Origin of the sequence: Comamonas aquatilis, from assembly GCF_965139575.1 — a bacterium.
Lineage (GTDB): Bacteria > Pseudomonadota > Gammaproteobacteria > Burkholderiales > Burkholderiaceae_C > Comamonas > Comamonas aquatilis.
On the sequence record NZ_CBCSIW010000003.1, the window covers coordinates 334,362 to 351,911 of the forward strand.

Below are 17,550 nucleotides of genomic sequence, written 5' to 3' on the forward strand. Positions count from 1 at the left end.
CTCCAGTTTCCGAAATTGCAGCGGGCACACGGGTTGTAGCCTGTGTGTCAGCGGAAAACCGGGTGCGGGAGACGGGGCAGAGGACTGCGCGGGTCACCGGTGCACCTCGGTGTTCCAGTGACGGCAGTATCGAAATCTGGGACTGGCCTGTCCAACAAGAAATTATGAGCATTGGCGAATGCAAATTCTTATGGGCAGCCTTGGTGCGGTCGCTGCACCGGCATGCAGCGCCTATGCACCACGAGGGGGATGGCCTCTATGCCTGAGCGATGCTCGTGCGCGGCGTGCGCAGCGGTTGCTTCCACAGCTCGGCCAGCAGCAGGCCGCCCACCGTCATGACGCCGCCGATGGCGTGGTAGCCGGCCAGCGGCTCCTGGAGCACGCCATAGGCCATGATGGCCGTGAAGATGGGGATGAGGTTGAAGAACATGCTGGAGCGGCCCGGGCCTATGCTTTGCACGGCCTTCATCCACAGCAGCGGCGCGGCAATCGAGGCCATGATGCCAGCAAAGCCCACCAGCGGCAGATTGCTGGCGTTCAGCCCCGTCTTGGGCGAAATCAGATACAGCGGCAGCTGCACGACCACGGCCACCAGTATTTGCAGGTACAGCAGTTGCAGCGTTGACAGGCGCGGCATGGGCCAGCGCTTGAGCAGGATGTTGTAGACCGCGTAAGACAACATGGCCAGGAACATCATGGCATCGCCCAGATTCAGTCCTTCGGACAGTAGCTGTGCGGGTTTGCCGGAAGACACCACCAGGGCCACGCCGGCAATGGCCAGCAGCGAGCCCCAGATGGCGCCGCGGGTCAGTTGCTGGCCCAGCATCACCGTGGCCAGAGCCAGTACCAGCATGGGTGTCAGCGAGCCGATGATGCCCATGTGCGTGGCCGTGGTGTAGTGGGCCGCGTAATAGGCCATGGTCTGGTAGATCACCATGCCCAGCACGCCCAGGGCGATGATTTTGGGAAGCTGCGGTTTGATATCGGCGCGCTGGCGCCAGATGGACGGCAGCAGAAACGGCGTGAACAGCACGGCGGCGACCAGCCAGCGGAAAAAGCCGATCTCGGCGGCGCTGATGCTGTCGGCAGCCAGCTTGCTGACCACGGTGTTGATCGACCAGATCAGCACCGCGCCCAGCGGTAATGCATATGCACCCATGATGAAGACTCCTTGTGGAGGCTTATCATGCGCTTGACGGTTTTAAAGTGCATAACGCATTTGAGACAAACCATAACGCAAGCCGGACGAATGCCATGACTTCAGCGACTCATGCCGTGCAACGCCATACGGTGGCGATTCTGGATACGGAGAAGGTGGAAGGCAGCTACTACTTTCGCTACGACGAGTTCGGCGCCCATAGCGAAGCGCCGCCGCACAGCCACCGCTGGGGACATCTGAACTACGCCTCCCATGGCAGCCTGAGCATGGAAGTGCCTTCGGGCCTGATTCTGTGCCCGCCGCAGCACGGGGTGTGGATTCCGCCCGGCGTGGTGCACAGCTGCTATCTGCAGCATGCCGTGCAATACCGCTCGGTCTATCTGGCGCCCCAGCTGTGCGAGAGCCTGCCCGGTGCGGCGGGCTGCATGCGCATAGGGCCCATAGTCAAGGCCGTTCTGGCCGACTTCGGCCTGCGCGATGTACAGATTCCGGTGGCCGAGGCCGATCTGCGGCTGGCCCAGGTGGTGCACGACCAGCTGAAAGCCACGCCGCTGGAGCTGAGCTTTTTGCCCATGGCCCGGCACCCGGCCCTGGTGCAGGTGCTCGATGCCATGCAGGCGCAGCCCGACGATCACCGCAGTCTGGCCGCCTGGGCAGCCACCGTGCACATGACGGAGCGCACGCTGGCGCGCCATTGCCAGAGCGAGCTGGGCATGAGCCTGGGAGAGTGGCGCCAGCGCATGCGCTATCTGCGCGCCATCGATGCGCTGGAGGCCGGTCATACGGTGCAAAGCATTGCCTATGACCTGGGTTACAGCACGCCCTCGGCCTTTATTGCCATGTTTCAGCGCGAATCCGGCCTGCCGCCGGAGCAGTTTAGACGCGAGTTCTGTGCAGGCTCTTTGTGAACGGGAGATAATGCGCGCCGTGAAGTGCGCCAGACCGTCGCTGGTACAAGCCGCAAGGCCAACGCTTGCGTTGGGTCGAAAGACCGTACTGGAGGAACGTCCGGACTGCACAGGGCAGCGTAGCAGCTAACAGCTGTCCACCGTGAGGTGAGGATCAGAGCAACAGAGACGAGTCTCGGGGGAGTGCCGCAAGGCAGACCACCGGGGGTGAAACGGGCAATCTCTACGCGCAGCAATACCAAGTAGGCACACGTTGACGGGGCCCCCGGAGTGTGCGGGTAGGTAGCACCGAGCCGTCAGGCGACTGACGGCCCAGATTAATGGCGGTCACGCAGCGGGCAACCGCTGTGCACAGAATCCGGCTTATCGGCGCACTTCACACTTTGACAAGTCAAAAGAGCTGCTGGCGCTTATGTATCAAGCGCCAGCAGCTCTTTTTTTTATGAATGAAAAGTTTAGAACTTTTCCCAGGGCATGAGGTAGCGCCACTGGCCTTCGGGCACCTTGGCCAGCGAGACCCGGCCTATGCGCAGGCGGCGCAGGCTGGTGACGGTCAGGCCCACGGCTGCGCACATGGTTTCGATTTCCTCGGGCGCAATGCCTTTGAGGGCAAAGCGCAGATGGCTTTCGTTTTGCCAGCTGACATGGCAGGGCGGCATGCGGCGCTGGCCGTTGCCGCCGGGAATGGGCAGACCTTGCTGCAGCAGCTCCAGGCCGCCTTCATCGATCTGGCCCTCAACGCCGACAATCAGTTCCTGCTCCAGCCAGGCGCCTTCTTCCTTGAGCTTGCGCGCTATCCGCTTGTCCTGGGTGTAGACGATCAAGCCGTTGGCGGGCAGGGGGATGGTAAGAAACGATTCCAGGTTCTTGAAGTGCTGGGGCAGCACCAGCAAGGGCATGGGCGTATCAAGGGCGGCCAGCGTGGCTTCGCTGAGCAGCGAATGCGCGCTGCGCACGCGGCCGTAGGCCATGCCCTGGGTATAGCCCGCAGGCTTGTTCATCAGGATGGTGACCGGAGGAATCGCCTCGGGTTTGGCACCGTGGCGCAGGGTGACCACCTGATCGGCGTGCACGCGGGTCTCGGGCACCAGCACCAGCTTGCCGTCTACCTGGACGTTGCCCGCTTCAATATGGAGCTCGGCCTCGCGGCGTGAGCATTGTTCTTGCTCCGCCAGGCGCTTGGCCAGGCGGATGCTTTCTTTTTCAGGCAGGTTTTCAGACATGGCGAGAGCTTAATGCGCCGGCCATGTCCTAGTTGTCCACAGGTCTAGCGACCCAGGCACATTTTCTGGATGCGCTCCACATGGGCCAGCAGCGAGCGCTCGGCCACCGGCCACAAGGCCTGGGGCGTATCCGCATAGGCCAGGGCCACCCAGTCGGCAATGCTGCCGTCGGGCTTGGCGCGCATGGCGGCGTGGACCTTGGCTTCGCGTGCCAGGCGGTGGGCCTTGAGCTTGGCAATCTGCTGGCGCGCAAAACCCAGCACATGGCCGTGGGCCGGCAGTATGTAGCGCACCGCGTGCTCGGCACAGATCTCGTCGAGTTTGTCCAGTGAATCCAGGTAGTCGATCATGTTGCCGTCCGGCGGGCCGATCACCGTGGTGCTGCCGTTGAGGATGTGATCGCCGCTGAAGAGCAAAGCGTCTTCGACCAGTAGAAAACACAAGTGGTTGGCCGCGTGTCCGGGCGTGAAGATGGCTTGCAGCGTATGGGTGATTTCGCCTTCAAGTCCATTGCCGGTGAGCGTGAGCTGCTCTCCATCCTGTAGCGTGACCTCGGGCTTGAAGCGGCTGTAGGAGCGGGCCGTGGGCGCCGAGGGCAGGCCCATGATGGGCGGCCTGGCCCGGCCGGCTTGCTCCACCATGGCCTGCAGTGGTACCGCACCCGGTGAGTGGTCGGGGTGGGAATGGGTGCAGACGATGAAGCGGATATCGCCGCCCGTGGTCTGCACCAGGCGCTGCAGGTGGATAGTCTCGTTCGGGCCCGGGTCGATGACGATATAGCCGGTGGCGGCATCGCCCACCAGATAGGTATTGGTGCCCGGGCCGGTCATGACGCCGGGGTTGGGCGCGGTCAGGCGCAGCAGGTTTTTGCGCAGAGGTACGGCGGTCTCGGATTGCCAGTCCAGATGGTGGCCGGCCTGGCCGTCGGGGTGGACCATCTCCAGCTCGCCAAAAGCCATGTCGGTTTCCATGTGCCGCGTGTCCTGGCCCTGGATGAAGCCCGTACGCGGGCAGGATTTCCACAGCAGCTTTTCGCCTTGGAGCGCATCCAGCACGGCCTGGGTGCCGGCAAACGTCGCCAAGCGCTGCAGCGTGCGCTCGGTGGGAAAGACGATGAACAGGCTTTTTTCCGCAAAGCGTTGCAGCGCTTGCTGCGGGCGAATCCAGGTGGGCTCGAACTGCTCGGTTTCGTCGGCCTCGGGTGTCTGGTCCTCGGGCATGCGGGCCACGAAAAACGGCACGTCAAAGCGCTTGGGAAGGTCGCGGGCCGCCGTCCAGTGCGCCAGATACCAGAGCTGGTCTACCGCCAGCGTCCAGCCGCGCTCGCGGCACTGGGCATAAAGCGAGGCATGGCGATCGAGCTGCGCCACCTGCGCGGCCGAAACCGGCAGGCCTTGTGCGTCATAGGCCAGCAAGATGCCCAGCTCTTCGAAGGTTTCGCGTATGCCGGCCAGAGCCTGTGTGATGCGGGCCTCGCCGCCGGCCTCGACCATGGCGCTGCGCACGCGGGCCAGGTCATGGTTGGCGGGATCGCCATCCTGCGCTTCTATGCCGCCGCCCGGAAACACATAGGCGTTGGCGAAATTGCCCTGGTCGGCGCGTCTTGTCATCAGCACTTCATAGCCTTGGCCGTCGGCGCTGTCGCGCAGCAGCAAAACGGTGGAGGCATCACGGGTGGCGATGGGCATGCGCTGGGCATGCAAAAGCTGGCTGGGGCGAGTCATGCCTGCATTATGCGAAGCCCTGGCGGACGAAGGTTGTCAAACCGGGCTCTCAAGGGGTCGAGACTGGGGAAATCACTAGGAGTGGATTGGGGCAAATCTCATTGCATTTAATTATTTAATATAACAATAATGGCGAAAAGGAATGGTTATGTCTCATAAAGAAATTGCAGTCGATTTCGCTGGCGATGACCAGCAGGTGGCCATCATTCGGCTGCAGCGCGCTGCCAAGCGCAATGCCTTGTCGGATGGTCTGATTCTGGGCTTGCGCGATGTTTTCCAGAATCTGCCCGCCAGCGTGCGCGCGGCTGTGGTCGATGGCGACGGCCCGCATTTCTGCGCCGGGTTGGATCTGAGCGAGCTGAGCGAACGCGATGCCTCGCAAGGCGTGCTGCATTCGCGCATGTGGCATGACGCGCTGCAGCAGCTGCAGTTTGGCGCCGTGCCCGTGGTGGCGGCCCTGCACGGTGCGGTGGTGGGCGGCGGGCTGGAGCTGGCCAGTGCCTGCCATATCCGTGTGGCCGACAGCAGCACCTTCTTTGCCTTGCCCGAAGGCTCGCGCGGCATTTTCGTGGGCGGTGGCGGCTCGGTGCGCATTCCGCGCCTGATTGGTGCCTCGCGCATGGCCGACATGATGTTCACCGGTCGCGTCTACAACGCCGAAGACGGTGAGCGCATCGGTCTGGCCCAGTATGTGGTGCCCGAAGGCCAGGCCCTGGTCAAGGCCGTGGAGCTGGCGCTGCGCATTGCCGAGAACGCGCCCATGACCAATTACGCCCTCATGCATGCGCTGCCGCGCATTGCGGAGCAGCCTGCCGACCAAGGGCTGATGACGGAAGCGCTGATGGCCGCCGTGGCTCAGAGCGCGCCCGAGGCCAAGCATCGCCTGCAGGATTTCCTGGTCGGGCGGGCTGCCAAGGTCAGCAAGGGCTGAAGCCGCCATACACAAACATAAAAAAATGGAGACAACCGCTATGCAGCAGGCAGAGATCACCGCGCCGCCGCGCTACCGCCCCCTGGAGTTTGGCGTGCAAAGCATTCTGGTACAGGCGCAGCCCGATGGCAGCAGCCATGTGCGTGCCGAGCAGGATCTGACGGCTTACGCCTGCCGCATGACGGACCGGTTGTTGCACTGGGCGCAGCACACGCCGGACCAAGCCTTTATCGCCCAGCGCGAGCGTTTGGCTGACGGCAGCACCGGCAACTGGCGTTACATCAGCTTTGCGCAGACGCTGGAGCATGCGCGGCGCATAGGCCAGGCGCTGGTGGATCGCCGGCTCTCGGCCGAGAAGCCCGTCATCATCCTCAGCGAAAACGACCTGGATCACGCCATGCTAGCCATGGCCTGCCTATATGCCGGCGTGCCCTATTGCTCGGTGTCCACACCGTATTCCCTGGTCAGCACCGATTACGCCAAGCTGCGCCATGTGGTGGAGACGCTGACCCCCGGCCTGATCTTTGCCAGCGATGCCGCGCGCTACGACAAGGCGGTGCGCGCCGTGGTGCCCACCGGCTGTGACGTGGTGTACCGCACGGCTTCTGATAATGCTTTGCCCCACACCCGGTTTGCCGAGCTGCTGGCCACCGAGGCCACGGCGGCGGTGGATGCCGCCATGCAGGCCACGGGGCCGGAGACCATCACCAAGTTCTTGTTCACCTCGGGTTCGACCAAGCTGCCCAAGGCGGTGATCAACACCCACCGCATGTGGTGCGCCAACCAGCAGCAGATTGCCCAGACCATGCCCGATATGGTCAAGGGCCCGCCGGTACTGGTGGACTGGCTGCCGTGGAACCACACTTTTGGCGGCAACAAGAACATAGGCCTGGCGCTTTACCACGGCGGCACGGTCTATATCGACGAAGGCAAGCCCACGCCGGTCGGCATTGCCGAGACGCTGCGCAATCTGCGCGAGATCTCGCCTACCGTGTACTTCAACGTGCCCACGGGCTTTGAATACATTGCCCGCGCCATGGAAAGCGATGCCCTGCTGCGTGCCAGCCTGCTCAAGCGGGTGAAGATGTTTTTCTATGCCGGTGCCTCGCTGGCCCAGCCGGTGTGGGACAGCCTGCATCGGGTGCAGGAGCAGGAGTTTGGCGAGCGCATCGTGATGAGCACCGGTCTGGGCATGACGGAGTCTTCGCCTTCGGCCCTGTTCATCAATCGGCCCGATGTGCGCTCCGGCGATCTGGGCGTGCCCGTGCCGGGGCTGGAACTCAAGCTGGCGCCTGTGGACGGCAAGCTGGAAGTGCGTTACCGCGGCCCCAATGTCACGCCCGGCTACTGGCGTGCACCCGAGGCCACGGCCGAGGCTTTCGACGATCAAGGTTTTTTTCGCACCGGCGACGCCGTGCAGTGGCGCGATCTGCAGGACCCGAACCAGGGTCTGCGCTTTGACGGCCGCATTGCCGAAGACTTCAAGCTGGCCACCGGCACTTTCGTCAATGTGGGGCCGCTGCGCGCTCGAATTATTCACGCGGGCGCACCTTTTATCCAGGATGTGGTGCTCACCGGGCTGGATCGCAAGGAGGTCGGCGCCATCGTCTTTGGCTCGCCGGCCTGCCTGGCCCTGAGCGGGCTGGAAGCGGGCGCCACGCAGGAGCAAATCATGCACAGCGCCTCTGTGCAGCAGCATCTGCAAACCGTGCTGGACCAGTTGGCGCAGACCGCTACCGGCAGCGCCACCCGCATTGCACGGGCCGTGGCTTCCACCCGTGCGCCGTCGCTGGATCTGGGCGAGGTGACGGACAAAGGCTCCATCAACCAGCGTGCCGTGCTGAGCCATCGGGCGGATGTGGTGTTGGGGCTGTACGAAGAGACGCTGGCTCATATCTTGAAGCCAAACCAGGCTTGAGACCAATACCAACAGGCGTAAGCAGCTTCTAAAAGGATAGTGAAATGCAGATTCAGGATCAGATTGCCATCGTGACCGGCGGAGCCTCGGGCCTGGGCGAAGCGACGGCGCGGGCCTTGGCCGCCGCCGGCGCCCGCGTGGCCGTGCTGGATCGCCAGCTGGACAAGGCCAAAGCCGTGGCAGCCGATATCGGCGGGCTGGCATTGGCCTGCGATATCACGGACACGGCCAGCGTGACGGCGGCGCTGGACCAGATCCGTGCGCAATGGGGCGACGCCCGCATTCTGATGAATGTGGCCGGCATAGGTACGGCCAAGCGTGTGATCGGCCGCGACGGCCAGCCTGCGCCGCTGGATGATTTTGAGCGCGTGGTGCGCGTCAACCTGATCGGCAGCTACAACATGACGCGGCTGTTTGCAGCGCGCTGCGCCCAGCTGAACGCGCTGGAAGATGGGGCGCGCGGCGTCATCGTCTACACCGCCTCGGTGGCGGCTTTTGACGGGCAGGTGGGTCAGCAGGCCTATAGCGCCTCCAAGGGCGGGCTGGTGGGCATGACGTTGCCCATGGCACGCGATCTGGCCCAGCATGGCATCCGTGTCTGTACCATCGCTCCCGGCCTGTTTGCCACGCCGCTGATGCAGGAGCTGCCCGAACCCGTGCAGCAGTCGCTGGCAGCGTCCATTCCGTTTCCGCCGCGGCTGGGCAAGCCTTCGGAGTTTGCCGAGCTGGCGCTGCACATCGTGCACAACGGTCACCTGAACGGCGAAGTGATTCGCCTCGACGGGGCTTTGCGCATGGCGCCGCGTTAAATAATCTATCCCCCTGAGGCGCTGCGCGCCTTCCCCAAAGGGGACGACACCCTCGGTGCGAGGCGGTGCGGCCGGCCTAGGCTCTTCCTCGGTGTCTCTGGCACGGAGTGAGTCTAGCCAGCGCAGCGACCTTTATTGATTTCACAGGACCGCAGAGTCCGTTTATTACTAGCAGGAGACAAACCATGCAAGATCGTCGCAATTTCGTCAAAAGCCTGAGCGCCACGGCCGCGCTGGCGGCGCTGGGCCCTGTGGCGGCCCGTGCCCAGGGCAGTGGGCCTATCGAGCAAGTCCGTATTCTTTACGGCTTTCCGGCCGGCAGCGCGGGTGACTCCGTGGCCCGCCGCGTGGGCGAGAAGATGGGCGGCAGCAGCTATACCAAGAATATGGGTGTGGTGGAAAACAAGCCCGGTGCCGGCGGCCGCATTGCGCTGGAGAGTTTGCGCAATGCCGTGGGCGATGGCTCGGTGATCGCCCTGTCCCAGGTCTCGGCTTTCTCGATTTACCCGCATATCTATAGCAAGCTCAGCTATCAGGCCAAGGACTTCGAGCCGATTTCCATCGGCGCCATCATGCACCACGGCTTGGCCATAGGTCCTGCCGTACCGGCCGAGGTCAAGACGCTCAAGGACTTTCTGGCCTGGTGCAAGAACAACCCTGACAAAGCCAGTTTCGGCAGCCCCGGTGCCGGCACGCAACCGCATCTGATCGGTTCGCTGCTCAGCCTGCGCTCGGGCATCAAGATCAGCCATGTGCCTTATCGCGGCACGGCGCCTGCCGTGTCTGATCTGGCTGGCGGCCAGATTGCGGCGGTCATGGGCCCCAGCGGCGACTTCCTCAGCTATTACAAGGCCGGCAAGCTGCGCGTGCTGGCTACCAGCGGCCCGCAGCGCAACCCCTATCTGCCCAATGTGCCCACGTTTGCCGAGCAGGGCTTTGGCGATCTGACAGCCGAGGAATGGTTTGGCTTCTACGCCAATGCCAAGACGCCGGCCGATGTGCGCGCCCGCGCCCATGCGGCCATCATTGCAGCGCTCAAGAGCGATTCGCTCAAGGAAAGCCTGGGCGTGGTCGGCCTGATCGCCACCAGCTCCACGCCCGAAGAAATGGCCCGCTCCCAGCAGGCCGAGTTCGAGCGTTGGGGCCCGCTGGTCAAGCAGATCGGGTTTACGGCTGACACTTGACTCCACCTGAGCTGCTGCGCCGCTTCCCCCAGAGGGGGACGGCGCCATCACCGCGAGGTGGCGGGGCCGCCAAGGATCTTGCTTGGCGCCCCTGACTTTTGGACTGCGCTTCGTGCGCAGCCCAGCGTCGCGTTTATGGATTCCCTGTTGCTACTTGATAGCTGCTTTTTTATGTCCTATTTGCCCGTCAGTGCCGACAACGCGTTTCTTCTTTTCGATGTGCTCAAGGCCGACGAGCAGTTGCAGCGCCTGCCGGCCCATGCGGCCACGGACCGGGCGCTGATGCAGCAGGTGCTGGAGGAGGCGGGCAAGTGGGTGGGCGAGGTGGTAGCGCCGCTGTCGCGTGAGGGCGATGAAATCGGCTGCCGTCTGAAAGACGGCAAGGTGAGCACCCCACCGGGCTTTGCCCAGGCCTATCAGGACTTCTGGCAGGCCGGCTGGCCCGCACTGGCCTGCGCCGAGGAAGATGGCGGCCAGGGCCTGCCCTGGGTGCTGGAGGGCGTGCTCTACGAGTGGCTGAGCGCCGCCAACCATGGCTGGACCATGGCGCCCGGTTTGTTGCACGGTGCGTATGAATGCCTCAAGCACCATGGCAGCGAGGCCCTCAAGGCGCAGTACCTGGGCAAGATTGCCAGCGGTCAATGGCTGGCCACCATGTGCTTGACGGAAGCCCACGCCGGCAGCGATCTGGGCCTGGTGCGCACGCAGGCCGAGCCGATGGGCGATACGGCTTTGGGAGCGAGCCATGCCGTTACCGGCACCAAGATTTTCATCTCTGGCGGCGAGCATGATCTGACGGACAACATCGTGCACCTGGTGCTGGCACGTTTGCCCGGTGCACCCGCCGGGCCCCGGGGCTTGTCCCTGTTTCTGGTGCCCAAGCTTTTGCCTGAGGGCCAGCGCAATGCCGTGGTCTGCGAACGTATTGAAGAAAAGATGGGCCTGCACGGAAGCCCTACCTGCGTGATGCGCTTTGATGGCGCCACGGGCTGGCTGATAGGCCGCGAAGGCGCGGGTCTGAACGCCATGTTTGTGATGATGAATGCCGCCCGTCTGCATGTGGCCTTGCAGGGTGTGGGCTTGCTGGATGCCGCCTGGCAAAAAGCCCGGGCCTATGCGCTGGAGCGCCGCCAGATGCGCGCACCGGGTGCCGTGTCTGCATCGCGCGGGCCTGGCGACGCGGCCGATTTGCTGATCGAACACCCGGCCCTGCGCCGCACCCTGGATGTGCAGCGGGCCTGGGTGGACGGCGGCCGTGTGTTGGCCTACCAGACCGGTATCTATCTCGATCAGGCCCGCCATGCCGAGGCAGCCAAGGAGCGCGAACAGGCTCAGCAATGGTGCAGCCTGATCACCCCCGTGCTCAAGGCGGCCTGGACGCAGCAGGCTTTTGACGGTGCCAGCGCCTGCCTGCAAGTCTTTGGAGGCCATGGCTATATGCGCGAATGGGGCGTGGAGCAAATCGTGCGGGACGCCCGCGTGGCCATGATTTACGAGGGCACGAACGAAATCCAGGCCATAGACCTGCTGGTGCGCAAGCTGCTGCCCGATGAGGGCCAGGTTTTCGGCCAATGGCTGCTGTTTTTGCGCAAAAGCCTGGATGCCTCGCGCGCGCTGGATGCTGAGGTGCTGCGCCGTCTGGCCGAGCTGCGCTACTTCAGCACCTTGCTGGTACAGGGCTGCAAGGAAGACGAGACTCTGGCCTGGCGCGTGGCCGATGATTTTCTGCGCTGTGTGGCCGTGCTGCTCATGGGTTGGGCCTGGGCCCGCATTGCGGCCGCGCCGGGCACCGAAGGCCAGCGCTGGCAAGGCCCGTTGCAGGCCGTGACCCAGCGTGTGCTGCCCGAGATGGATTGGCGGCTGCAACTGATGAAAGCCCAGTGGCGCCAGACCTCGATGGTGCATGGGGTGCAGGCTGCAGCGCAGAGTGCCTAGAACGGCTTGGCCTGCACGGCGCTCCGGGCATCCCGCTGCAATTCGCAGCGGTCATGCCGCAAAACAGGCAGAATTTGGCGCATTGCGCCCGCCGACCCCTGTAGATTTGCCAGAGACTGACTGACACCATGCCTGTAACAAAAACCGCCAACGCCTCTTCCCGTTCGACCCGTGCGGGCCACGGCCAGCCGTCTGACGCGCGTGGCAAGAAAAATACGCTGCCGCTGGCGGCTGCAACGCAGGTTGATGCCGTCGAGTCGGTAGCGGTGGACAGGGTGGATGCCGGTTTTTTGGAGTCCTTGGTCGGCTATAACGTGCGCCGTGCCTCGCTGTCGCTGGTAGGCGTGTTCATGGAATGCATGGTGCGCTTCGATCTCAAGATCGTGGAGTTTTCCGTGCTCTCGCTGGTGGGCGGCAATCCCGGCATCACCTCGCGCCAGCTATGCCAGCAGCTGGACATGCTGCCGCCCAATATGGTGGGCATGATCGATGCGCTGTCCGCGCGCGGCCTGCTGGAGCGCCGCCCGCATCCGCGCGACGGCCGTGCCACCGGCCTGTATCTCACGGTGCAGGGGCGTGAGCTTCTGGATGCGGCCGAGCCCGAACTCAAGTCCAGCGAGCAAAGTGCGGTCTCCCACCTGAGTGCGGCCGAGCAGATTCAGCTGCTGCAGCTGCTGCAAAAGCTTTACCGCTGACGGCTTGTTGTTCGCGTAGGCGCAACGCTTGTCTCCTGTGCTGGCTGCAAACCGGCGCCCGGTAGGATAATGGGCGGCATCATGCAGATTCGCTTTACCAAGATGCAGGGTGCGGGCAACGATTTTGTCGTGCTCGATGAAACCCGGGGCCGCCTGGGCCTGACGCCGGCTCACTACCGCTATCTGGGCAACCGCCACTTTGGCGTGGGTGCCGACCAGATTCTCACCGTGCGCCCCTCGCCTGCCGAAGGCGTGGATTTTGAATATGTCATCCACAACGCCGATGGCGGCGAAGTCGAGCAGTGCGGCAACGGTGCACGCTGCTTTGCCCGTTATGTGCATGACAAGGGCTTGACGGACAAGCGCGTGACTCGCGTGCAGACGCTCTCCGGCGTGATCGCCCCCGAGCTGCATGCCGACGGCCGCGTGACGGTGGACATGGGCGCTCCCCAGCTGGACCCGGCCAAGGTGCCGTTCAACGGCGAAGGCTTGCTGGCGGAAAAGCAGGGCTCTGCACAAAAATGGCCGCTAGCCCTTGATGTATCTGCGCAAGATGCTACGGTTTGGATAGCGCCGATCTCCATGGGCAACCCGCATGCGGTGCAACTGGTGGCCGATGTGGATGCGGCGCCCGTCGAAGTTCACGGCCCGCTGATCGAAAACCACAAACGCTTTCCGCAGCGGGTGAATGCCGGTTTCATGCAGATCGTCGACCGCAGCGCAGTGAAGTTGCGCGTGTATGAGCGCGGAGCGGGCGAGACCCTGGCCTGCGGCACCGGAGCCTGCGCAGCCGTGGTGGCCGGCATTGGCTGGGGCTTGCTGGACAGCCGGGTGGATGTGCATACCCGCGGTGGCCTGCTGACCATTGAATGGAACGGTGGCGCCGAGGACCGCGTGCGCATGACCGGCCCCGCAGAGTTTGTGTTTGAAGGACAGATCGACATTCCCGAGACGCTATGAACAGCATGACCGACACCGCCGTGACCGAAGAAGCCATTGCCGACTATCTCCAGCAAACTCCGGAGTTCTTCGAGCGTCATGCCGAAATGTTGACCGGCGTGCAATTGATCAGCGGCCATGGCCCGCGTGCCGTAAGCCTGCAGGAGCGCCAGGCGCAGATGCTGCGCGAGAAGATCAAGGGGCTGGAGCACCGCATCATGGACATGATGCGCCACGGCAGCGAGAACACCTCGATTGCCAACAAGATCCATCAGTGGACTTGTGCCATGTCCAAGGTGCAGGATTTGCGCGAGCTGCCCCATGTGGTGACCGCCAGCCTGCAGCATATCTTCGAGGTGCCCCAGGTGGCGCTGCGCCTGTGGAACGTGTCGGGTGCACACAGCGGCAGCATCTACACCATGGGCGTGAGTGAGGATGCCAAGGCCTTTGCCGCTTCGCTGACCATGCCGTTCTGCGGTCCCAATATGGGGTTTGAGTCCGCCCACTGGCTGGCTCAGCCCGATGCCATTCAATCCATGGCCCTGCTGCCGCTGCACGATGGCGCCATGGAGAGCACCTCCAACGTCTTTGGCATGCTGGTGCTGGGCTCTCCCGACGCTGCGCGTTTTGATGCCACCATGGGGACGGAATTTCTGTCGCGCATCGCCCAGCTGGCCAGTGCTTCGCTATCGCGCATGCGTTTGTCGCCGCTGAGCCTGGCCCGCAGCTGACGAGGATCAGGCGGGACTGATGCACAGCCCGGATATGCACAGATCGGATGTACGTGAGCAGCTCTCATTGCAGGAGCAGCTCGCGCAACTTCCCGCAGTCGTTACCGCCTATCTGGAGCATGTGCGGGTGCAAAAGCGCCTGGCCGAGCGCACCCATACGCTGTACAGCCTGGATTTGCTCAAGCTGCAGGATTTCGCCAGCGAGGCCGACGTGGCGCTGCTGGCTTTGCAGCCGAACCATATCCGCCGCTTTGCTGCCCAAATGCATAGCGCCGGCCGCAGCGCGCGCGGTATTGCGCTGATTCTCTCGGGTTGGCGCAGTTTTTTCCGCTGGGCTGCCCGGCAGGAACTGGTGCCATTCAACCCAGTGGAAGGCGTGCGCGGCCCCAAGGCGCCCAAGCCCTTGCCCAAAGCCCTGGGCGTGGATGACGCCGTGCAGCTGGCCAGCTTTCAAAACACCGAGGCCGATCCCTGGATAGAGGCGCGCGATGCCGCCATGACCGAGCTGCTTTACGGCTGCGGCCTGCGCGTGGGCGAACTGGTGGGGCTGGATGTCAAAGCCGATCAGCACACCCAGGCCGAGGGTCGGGGCTGGATCGACCTGCAAGCGGGCGATGCCCATGTGCAGGGCAAAGGCAGCAAGCGCCGCATCGTGCCCGTGGGGGCCATGGCCACCAAGGCCTTGCAAGCCTGGCTGGCGCAGCGCACGACGGCTCTAACCGGTGCGGCACAGGCCAGGGCCCGGGAGGAGGTGGCGCTCTTCATAGGCCGCCGGGGCGAGCGGCTGACGGGCCAATCCGTCTGGGCGCGTCTCAAGCAGCGCGGCCAGCAGGCCAGGTTGGCGGCCGGCGTGCATCCCCATGTGCTGCGCCATTCGTTTGCCAGCCATCTGCTGCAGTCCAGCGGTGATTTACGCGCCGTGCAGGAGCTGCTGGGGCATTCCAGCATTGCCACTACGCAAATCTATACGCGGCTGGATTTTCAGCATCTGGCTCAGGCCTATGAAAACGCCCATCCGCGCGCCAGACGCCAGGACGGGGCGGAGGGCAGGGTGGATCAGTCGCCGTCTGCTCGCAAGTCAGACTCGGAGTCTGATGATTGACTTCATCCTGAATTGATAGCTTGTAGCGCTTTATGGATAAGCGCTTGAGTTCGATTTTCTCTTAACTTGACGGCAGCCCTTGCGTCCGTGTGCGCTTGAAAGCACCGCTACACTCTCCAGCTGTTTATTCCCAAGGGCGGCTCTGTGTCGGAGCGGCCCTGCGTGTTTTTTGGCTGGCCGCGCAAGGTGGCTGGCTGCAGCAAGAGGTTCCAACGCATGTCTCTCATTCCTGTCACCATCCTCACGGGCTTTCTGGGTTCGGGCAAAACCACGCTGCTCAAGCGCGTGCTGCACGAGTCGCACGGCATGAAGATTGCCGTGATCGAGAACGAATTCGGTGAAGAAAACATCGACACCGACATTCTCAAGACCGAGTCCAAAGAGCAGATCCTGCAGATGAGCAATGGCTGCATCTGCTGTACCATTCGCGAAGACCTGCGTGAGGCCTTGCAGCTGCTGGCTGCCAAGCGCCGCAAGGGCCTGGTGGACTTTGACCGCATCGTCATCGAGACCACCGGCCTGGCCGATCCCGGCCCCGTGGCACAGACCTTCTTCATGGATGACGAGATCGCCGAAACCTATCTGATCGACTCCATCATCACCCTGGTCGATGCCAAGCATGCCAACCAGCAGCTGGACGACCGCCAGGAAGCGCGCCGCCAGGTGGGCTTTGCCGATCAGATCTTCCTGTCCAAGACCGATCTGGTGAGCGAGGCCGACAAGGATGAGCTGACCCACCGCCTCAAGCACATGAACCCGCGCGCGCCCATCACAGCCGTGCATTTTGGCGATGTGTCCCTCAAGGACGTGTTCGATCTGCGTGGCTTCAATCTCAATGCCAAGCTCGATATCGACCCCGACTTCCTCAAGGAGGACGATCACGATCATGGACATGACCACGATCACGGCCATGTGCATGACGAGCATTGCGGCCACGACCACCATGATCACGAGCATGGCGAGCACTGCAATCACCCCCACCACCATCACCACGATGACGATGTGAAGAGCTTTGTCTTTCGTGCCGAGCGGGCGTTCGACCCTGCCAAGCTGGAAGACTTCCTGGGCGCCATCGTGAACATCTACGGCCCCAAGATGCTGCGCTACAAAGGCGTGCTGAACATGAACGGAACCGAGCGCAAGGTCATCTTCCAGGGCGTGCATCAGCTCATGGGCAGCGATCTGGGGCCGGAATGGGCGGCCGACGAAAAGCGCGAAAGCCGCATGGTCTTCATCGGTATTGATCTGCCGCAAGATATCTTCCGCCAGGGTCTGGATCAGTGTCTGGTATAAACCCCAGGTCTTATCTGGTGTAGGGCGTTTTCTGACACACTCTGACGGCCTGCCTTGCAGGCCGTTTTGTTTGGTGCACACTGCTGCGTCTTTTGAGCGCGTGTTTACGCTCTCCCATACCGCAGGTTTTGTGGGGATAGTGCAACGGATGGCTGACGAGGCGGCATGCGTCGATACAATGCCGCCCCTAAAGAGAGGGCTGGAGTGATCCGGCCCCGATGGATCAACGTGCTGTGAGGAGACAGGACGTGAACGCAGAAAAACGAAGTCTGTACAAGGCCGTCGCCGGCAAGGCGATGTCTGAGAGTCCGGCTCGCTTCAAGCCCGCAGTTTCGATGGGTCGGCGAGTCCTTGCGTCTGTCATGGTCGCCGCTGCATCACGGAACTCCTGGGTCCCGATTTTCCCCAACGCCCTGCCACGCCTTTGGCGCAGCAGCCCAGATTGACAGTACCATCCATGGCACCGGCGCAAATCGTCGGGCCAGACACCATGAGCGATACGAATACCATGCCCATCACAAAGCAAGCTGCGACAAAAAAAGATCCCAAGCTGGCCAATGCCTGGAAGACCAAATCGGTGGAAGAATTGACCGATGCCGACGTGTTGGCCATGAACGACGACGACTATATGAACGATGCCCAGATGGCATTTTTCCGTCGCAAGCTGGTGACTCTCAAGACCGACATGCATAACAATGCCGGTGAAACGGCTGAGAACCTGCGTGAAGACACGGCGGTCGTGCCCGATCCCGCAGACCGTGCCACCATCGAAGAAGAGCATGCGCTGGAGTTGCGCACTCGCGATCGCGAGCGCAAACTGCTCAAGAAGATCGATCAGTCCATTGCCCGTATCGACGCTGGCGATTACGGCTATTGCGACGAAACCGGTGAACCCATTGGTGTGGGCCGCCTGCTGGCCCGTCCCACGGCCACTTTGTCGCTGGAAGCCCAGCAGCGCCGTGAACTCAAGCAAAAAATGTACGGTGATTGATTCGGGTC

The 17,550-nt window shown here is 63.0% G+C and carries 15 protein-coding genes and 1 other RNA gene; 13 read left to right on the forward strand and 3 right to left on the reverse strand.

Translation table 11 applies throughout. From position 1 onward, the window contains the following. Positions 1-256: 256 nt before the first annotated feature. Positions 257-1,159 (reverse strand): DMT family transporter, encoded by a 903-nt coding sequence (locus tag ACNAZA_RS06595; RefSeq protein WP_415795679.1) that lies wholly within the window; start codon positions 1,157-1,159, stop codon positions 257-259. Between the two features lie 95 nt (positions 1,160-1,254). Between ACNAZA_RS06595 and ACNAZA_RS06600 the strand changes: the two genes are divergently transcribed. Both ACNAZA_RS06600 and rnpB read left to right on the forward strand, forming a co-directional pair. Beyond that, positions 1,255-2,067 carry an AraC family transcriptional regulator gene (locus ACNAZA_RS06600; protein WP_415795680.1) on the forward strand — a complete coding sequence of 271 codons (813 nt, stop codon included), beginning with the start codon at positions 1,255-1,257 and terminating at the stop codon, positions 2,065-2,067. A gap of 21 nt (positions 2,068-2,088) precedes the next feature. After that, positions 2,089-2,449: RNase P RNA component class A (gene rnpB, locus ACNAZA_RS06605), an RNA gene on the forward strand. 73 nt (positions 2,450-2,522) lie between these two features. On the opposite strand, the gene ACNAZA_RS06610 is transcribed toward rnpB, so the two are convergent. Both ACNAZA_RS06610 and ACNAZA_RS06615 read right to left on the reverse strand, forming a co-directional pair. Continuing rightward, positions 2,523-3,290: a S4 domain-containing protein gene (locus ACNAZA_RS06610; protein WP_415795682.1), complete on the reverse strand. Its 768-nt coding sequence runs from the start codon at positions 3,288-3,290 to the stop codon at positions 2,523-2,525. 44 nt (positions 3,291-3,334) lie between these two features. After that, positions 3,335-5,014 (reverse strand): MBL fold metallo-hydrolase, encoded by a 1,680-nt coding sequence (locus ACNAZA_RS06615; protein ID WP_415795684.1) that lies wholly within the window; start codon positions 5,012-5,014, stop codon positions 3,335-3,337. Positions 5,015-5,162: 148 nt separating this feature from the next. Between ACNAZA_RS06615 and ACNAZA_RS06620 the strand changes: the two genes are divergently transcribed. The 11 genes from ACNAZA_RS06620 to dksA all read left to right on the forward strand — a co-directional run bounded on the left by ACNAZA_RS06620 (position 5,163) and on the right by dksA (position 17,542). Next, on the forward strand, positions 5,163-5,945 hold the full coding sequence (locus tag ACNAZA_RS06620) for a crotonase/enoyl-CoA hydratase family protein (RefSeq protein ID WP_415795685.1): 783 nt from the start codon (positions 5,163-5,165) through the stop codon (positions 5,943-5,945). Between the two features lie 25 nt (positions 5,946-5,970). Beyond that, positions 5,971-7,863: a feruloyl-CoA synthase gene (locus ACNAZA_RS06625; RefSeq protein WP_415795687.1), complete on the forward strand. Its 1,893-nt coding sequence runs from the start codon at positions 5,971-5,973 to the stop codon at positions 7,861-7,863. A 44-nt stretch (positions 7,864-7,907) separates the two neighbouring features. After that, the gene (locus ACNAZA_RS06630; protein WP_415795689.1) at positions 7,908-8,672 is read left to right on the forward strand and encodes an SDR family NAD(P)-dependent oxidoreductase; all 765 of its coding nucleotides are present in this window, start codon (positions 7,908-7,910) and stop codon (positions 8,670-8,672) included. 185 nt (positions 8,673-8,857) lie between these two features. Next, positions 8,858-9,856 (forward strand): Bug family tripartite tricarboxylate transporter substrate binding protein, encoded by a 999-nt coding sequence (locus ACNAZA_RS06635; protein WP_415795690.1) that lies wholly within the window; start codon positions 8,858-8,860, stop codon positions 9,854-9,856. A 171-nt stretch (positions 9,857-10,027) separates the two neighbouring features. Continuing rightward, positions 10,028-11,791 carry an acyl-CoA dehydrogenase family protein gene (locus ACNAZA_RS06640; RefSeq protein WP_415795691.1) on the forward strand — a complete coding sequence of 588 codons (1,764 nt, stop codon included), beginning with the start codon at positions 10,028-10,030 and terminating at the stop codon, positions 11,789-11,791. Between the two features lie 128 nt (positions 11,792-11,919). After that, entirely contained in the window at positions 11,920-12,486 is a 567-nt protein-coding gene (locus ACNAZA_RS06645) for a MarR family winged helix-turn-helix transcriptional regulator (RefSeq protein WP_415795692.1), read from the forward strand. Positions 12,487-12,567: 81 nt separating this feature from the next. Then, positions 12,568-13,446 (forward strand): diaminopimelate epimerase, encoded by an 879-nt coding sequence (dapF, locus tag ACNAZA_RS06650; protein ID WP_415795694.1) that lies wholly within the window; start codon positions 12,568-12,570, stop codon positions 13,444-13,446. After that, complete coding sequence (locus ACNAZA_RS06655) at positions 13,443-14,156, forward strand: DUF484 family protein (RefSeq protein ID WP_415795695.1); 714 nt, start codon at positions 13,443-13,445, stop codon at positions 14,154-14,156. The genes dapF and ACNAZA_RS06655 overlap by 4 nt, the downstream gene beginning before the upstream one ends. Positions 14,157-14,190: 34 nt before the next feature. Then, the gene (locus ACNAZA_RS06660) at positions 14,191-15,258 is read left to right on the forward strand and encodes a tyrosine recombinase XerC (protein ID WP_415795697.1); all 1,068 of its coding nucleotides are present in this window, start codon (positions 14,191-14,193) and stop codon (positions 15,256-15,258) included. Between the two features lie 216 nt (positions 15,259-15,474). Then, positions 15,475-16,551, forward strand: coding sequence for a CobW family GTP-binding protein (locus ACNAZA_RS06665; RefSeq protein ID WP_415795698.1), 1,077 nt, complete (start codon positions 15,475-15,477; stop codon positions 16,549-16,551). Between the two features lie 388 nt (positions 16,552-16,939). Continuing rightward, positions 16,940-17,542 carry an RNA polymerase-binding protein DksA gene (gene dksA / locus ACNAZA_RS06670; RefSeq protein ID WP_415795759.1) on the forward strand — a complete coding sequence of 201 codons (603 nt, stop codon included), beginning with the start codon at positions 16,940-16,942 and terminating at the stop codon, positions 17,540-17,542. Positions 17,543-17,550 lie beyond the last annotated feature (8 nt).

What these genes read in the sequence shown, in the direction of transcription:
- ACNAZA_RS06595 (WP_415795679.1), bottom strand. Translation starts at nt 1,159, where the DNA reads ATGGGTGCATATGCATTACCGCTGGGCGCGGTGCTGATCTGGTCGATC.
- ACNAZA_RS06600 (WP_415795680.1), top strand. Translation starts at nt 1,255, where the DNA reads ATGACTTCAGCGACTCATGCCGTGCAACGCCATACGGTGGCGATTCTG.
- ACNAZA_RS06610 (WP_415795682.1), bottom strand. Translation starts at nt 3,290, where the DNA reads ATGTCTGAAAACCTGCCTGAAAAAGAAAGCATCCGCCTGGCCAAGCGC.
- ACNAZA_RS06615 (WP_415795684.1), bottom strand. Translation starts at nt 5,014, where the DNA reads ATGACTCGCCCCAGCCAGCTTTTGCATGCCCAGCGCATGCCCATCGCC.
- ACNAZA_RS06620 (WP_415795685.1), top strand. Translation starts at nt 5,163, where the DNA reads ATGTCTCATAAAGAAATTGCAGTCGATTTCGCTGGCGATGACCAGCAG.
- ACNAZA_RS06625 (WP_415795687.1), top strand. Translation starts at nt 5,971, where the DNA reads ATGGAGACAACCGCTATGCAGCAGGCAGAGATCACCGCGCCGCCGCGC.
- ACNAZA_RS06630 (WP_415795689.1), top strand. Translation starts at nt 7,908, where the DNA reads ATGCAGATTCAGGATCAGATTGCCATCGTGACCGGCGGAGCCTCGGGC.
- ACNAZA_RS06635 (WP_415795690.1), top strand. Translation starts at nt 8,858, where the DNA reads ATGCAAGATCGTCGCAATTTCGTCAAAAGCCTGAGCGCCACGGCCGCG.
- ACNAZA_RS06640 (WP_415795691.1), top strand. Translation starts at nt 10,028, where the DNA reads ATGTCCTATTTGCCCGTCAGTGCCGACAACGCGTTTCTTCTTTTCGAT.
- ACNAZA_RS06645 (WP_415795692.1), top strand. Translation starts at nt 11,920, where the DNA reads ATGCCTGTAACAAAAACCGCCAACGCCTCTTCCCGTTCGACCCGTGCG.
- dapF (WP_415795694.1), top strand. Translation starts at nt 12,568, where the DNA reads ATGCAGATTCGCTTTACCAAGATGCAGGGTGCGGGCAACGATTTTGTC.
- ACNAZA_RS06655 (WP_415795695.1), top strand. Translation starts at nt 13,443, where the DNA reads ATGAACAGCATGACCGACACCGCCGTGACCGAAGAAGCCATTGCCGAC.
- ACNAZA_RS06660 (WP_415795697.1), top strand. Translation starts at nt 14,191, where the DNA reads ATGCACAGATCGGATGTACGTGAGCAGCTCTCATTGCAGGAGCAGCTC.
- ACNAZA_RS06665 (WP_415795698.1), top strand. Translation starts at nt 15,475, where the DNA reads ATGTCTCTCATTCCTGTCACCATCCTCACGGGCTTTCTGGGTTCGGGC.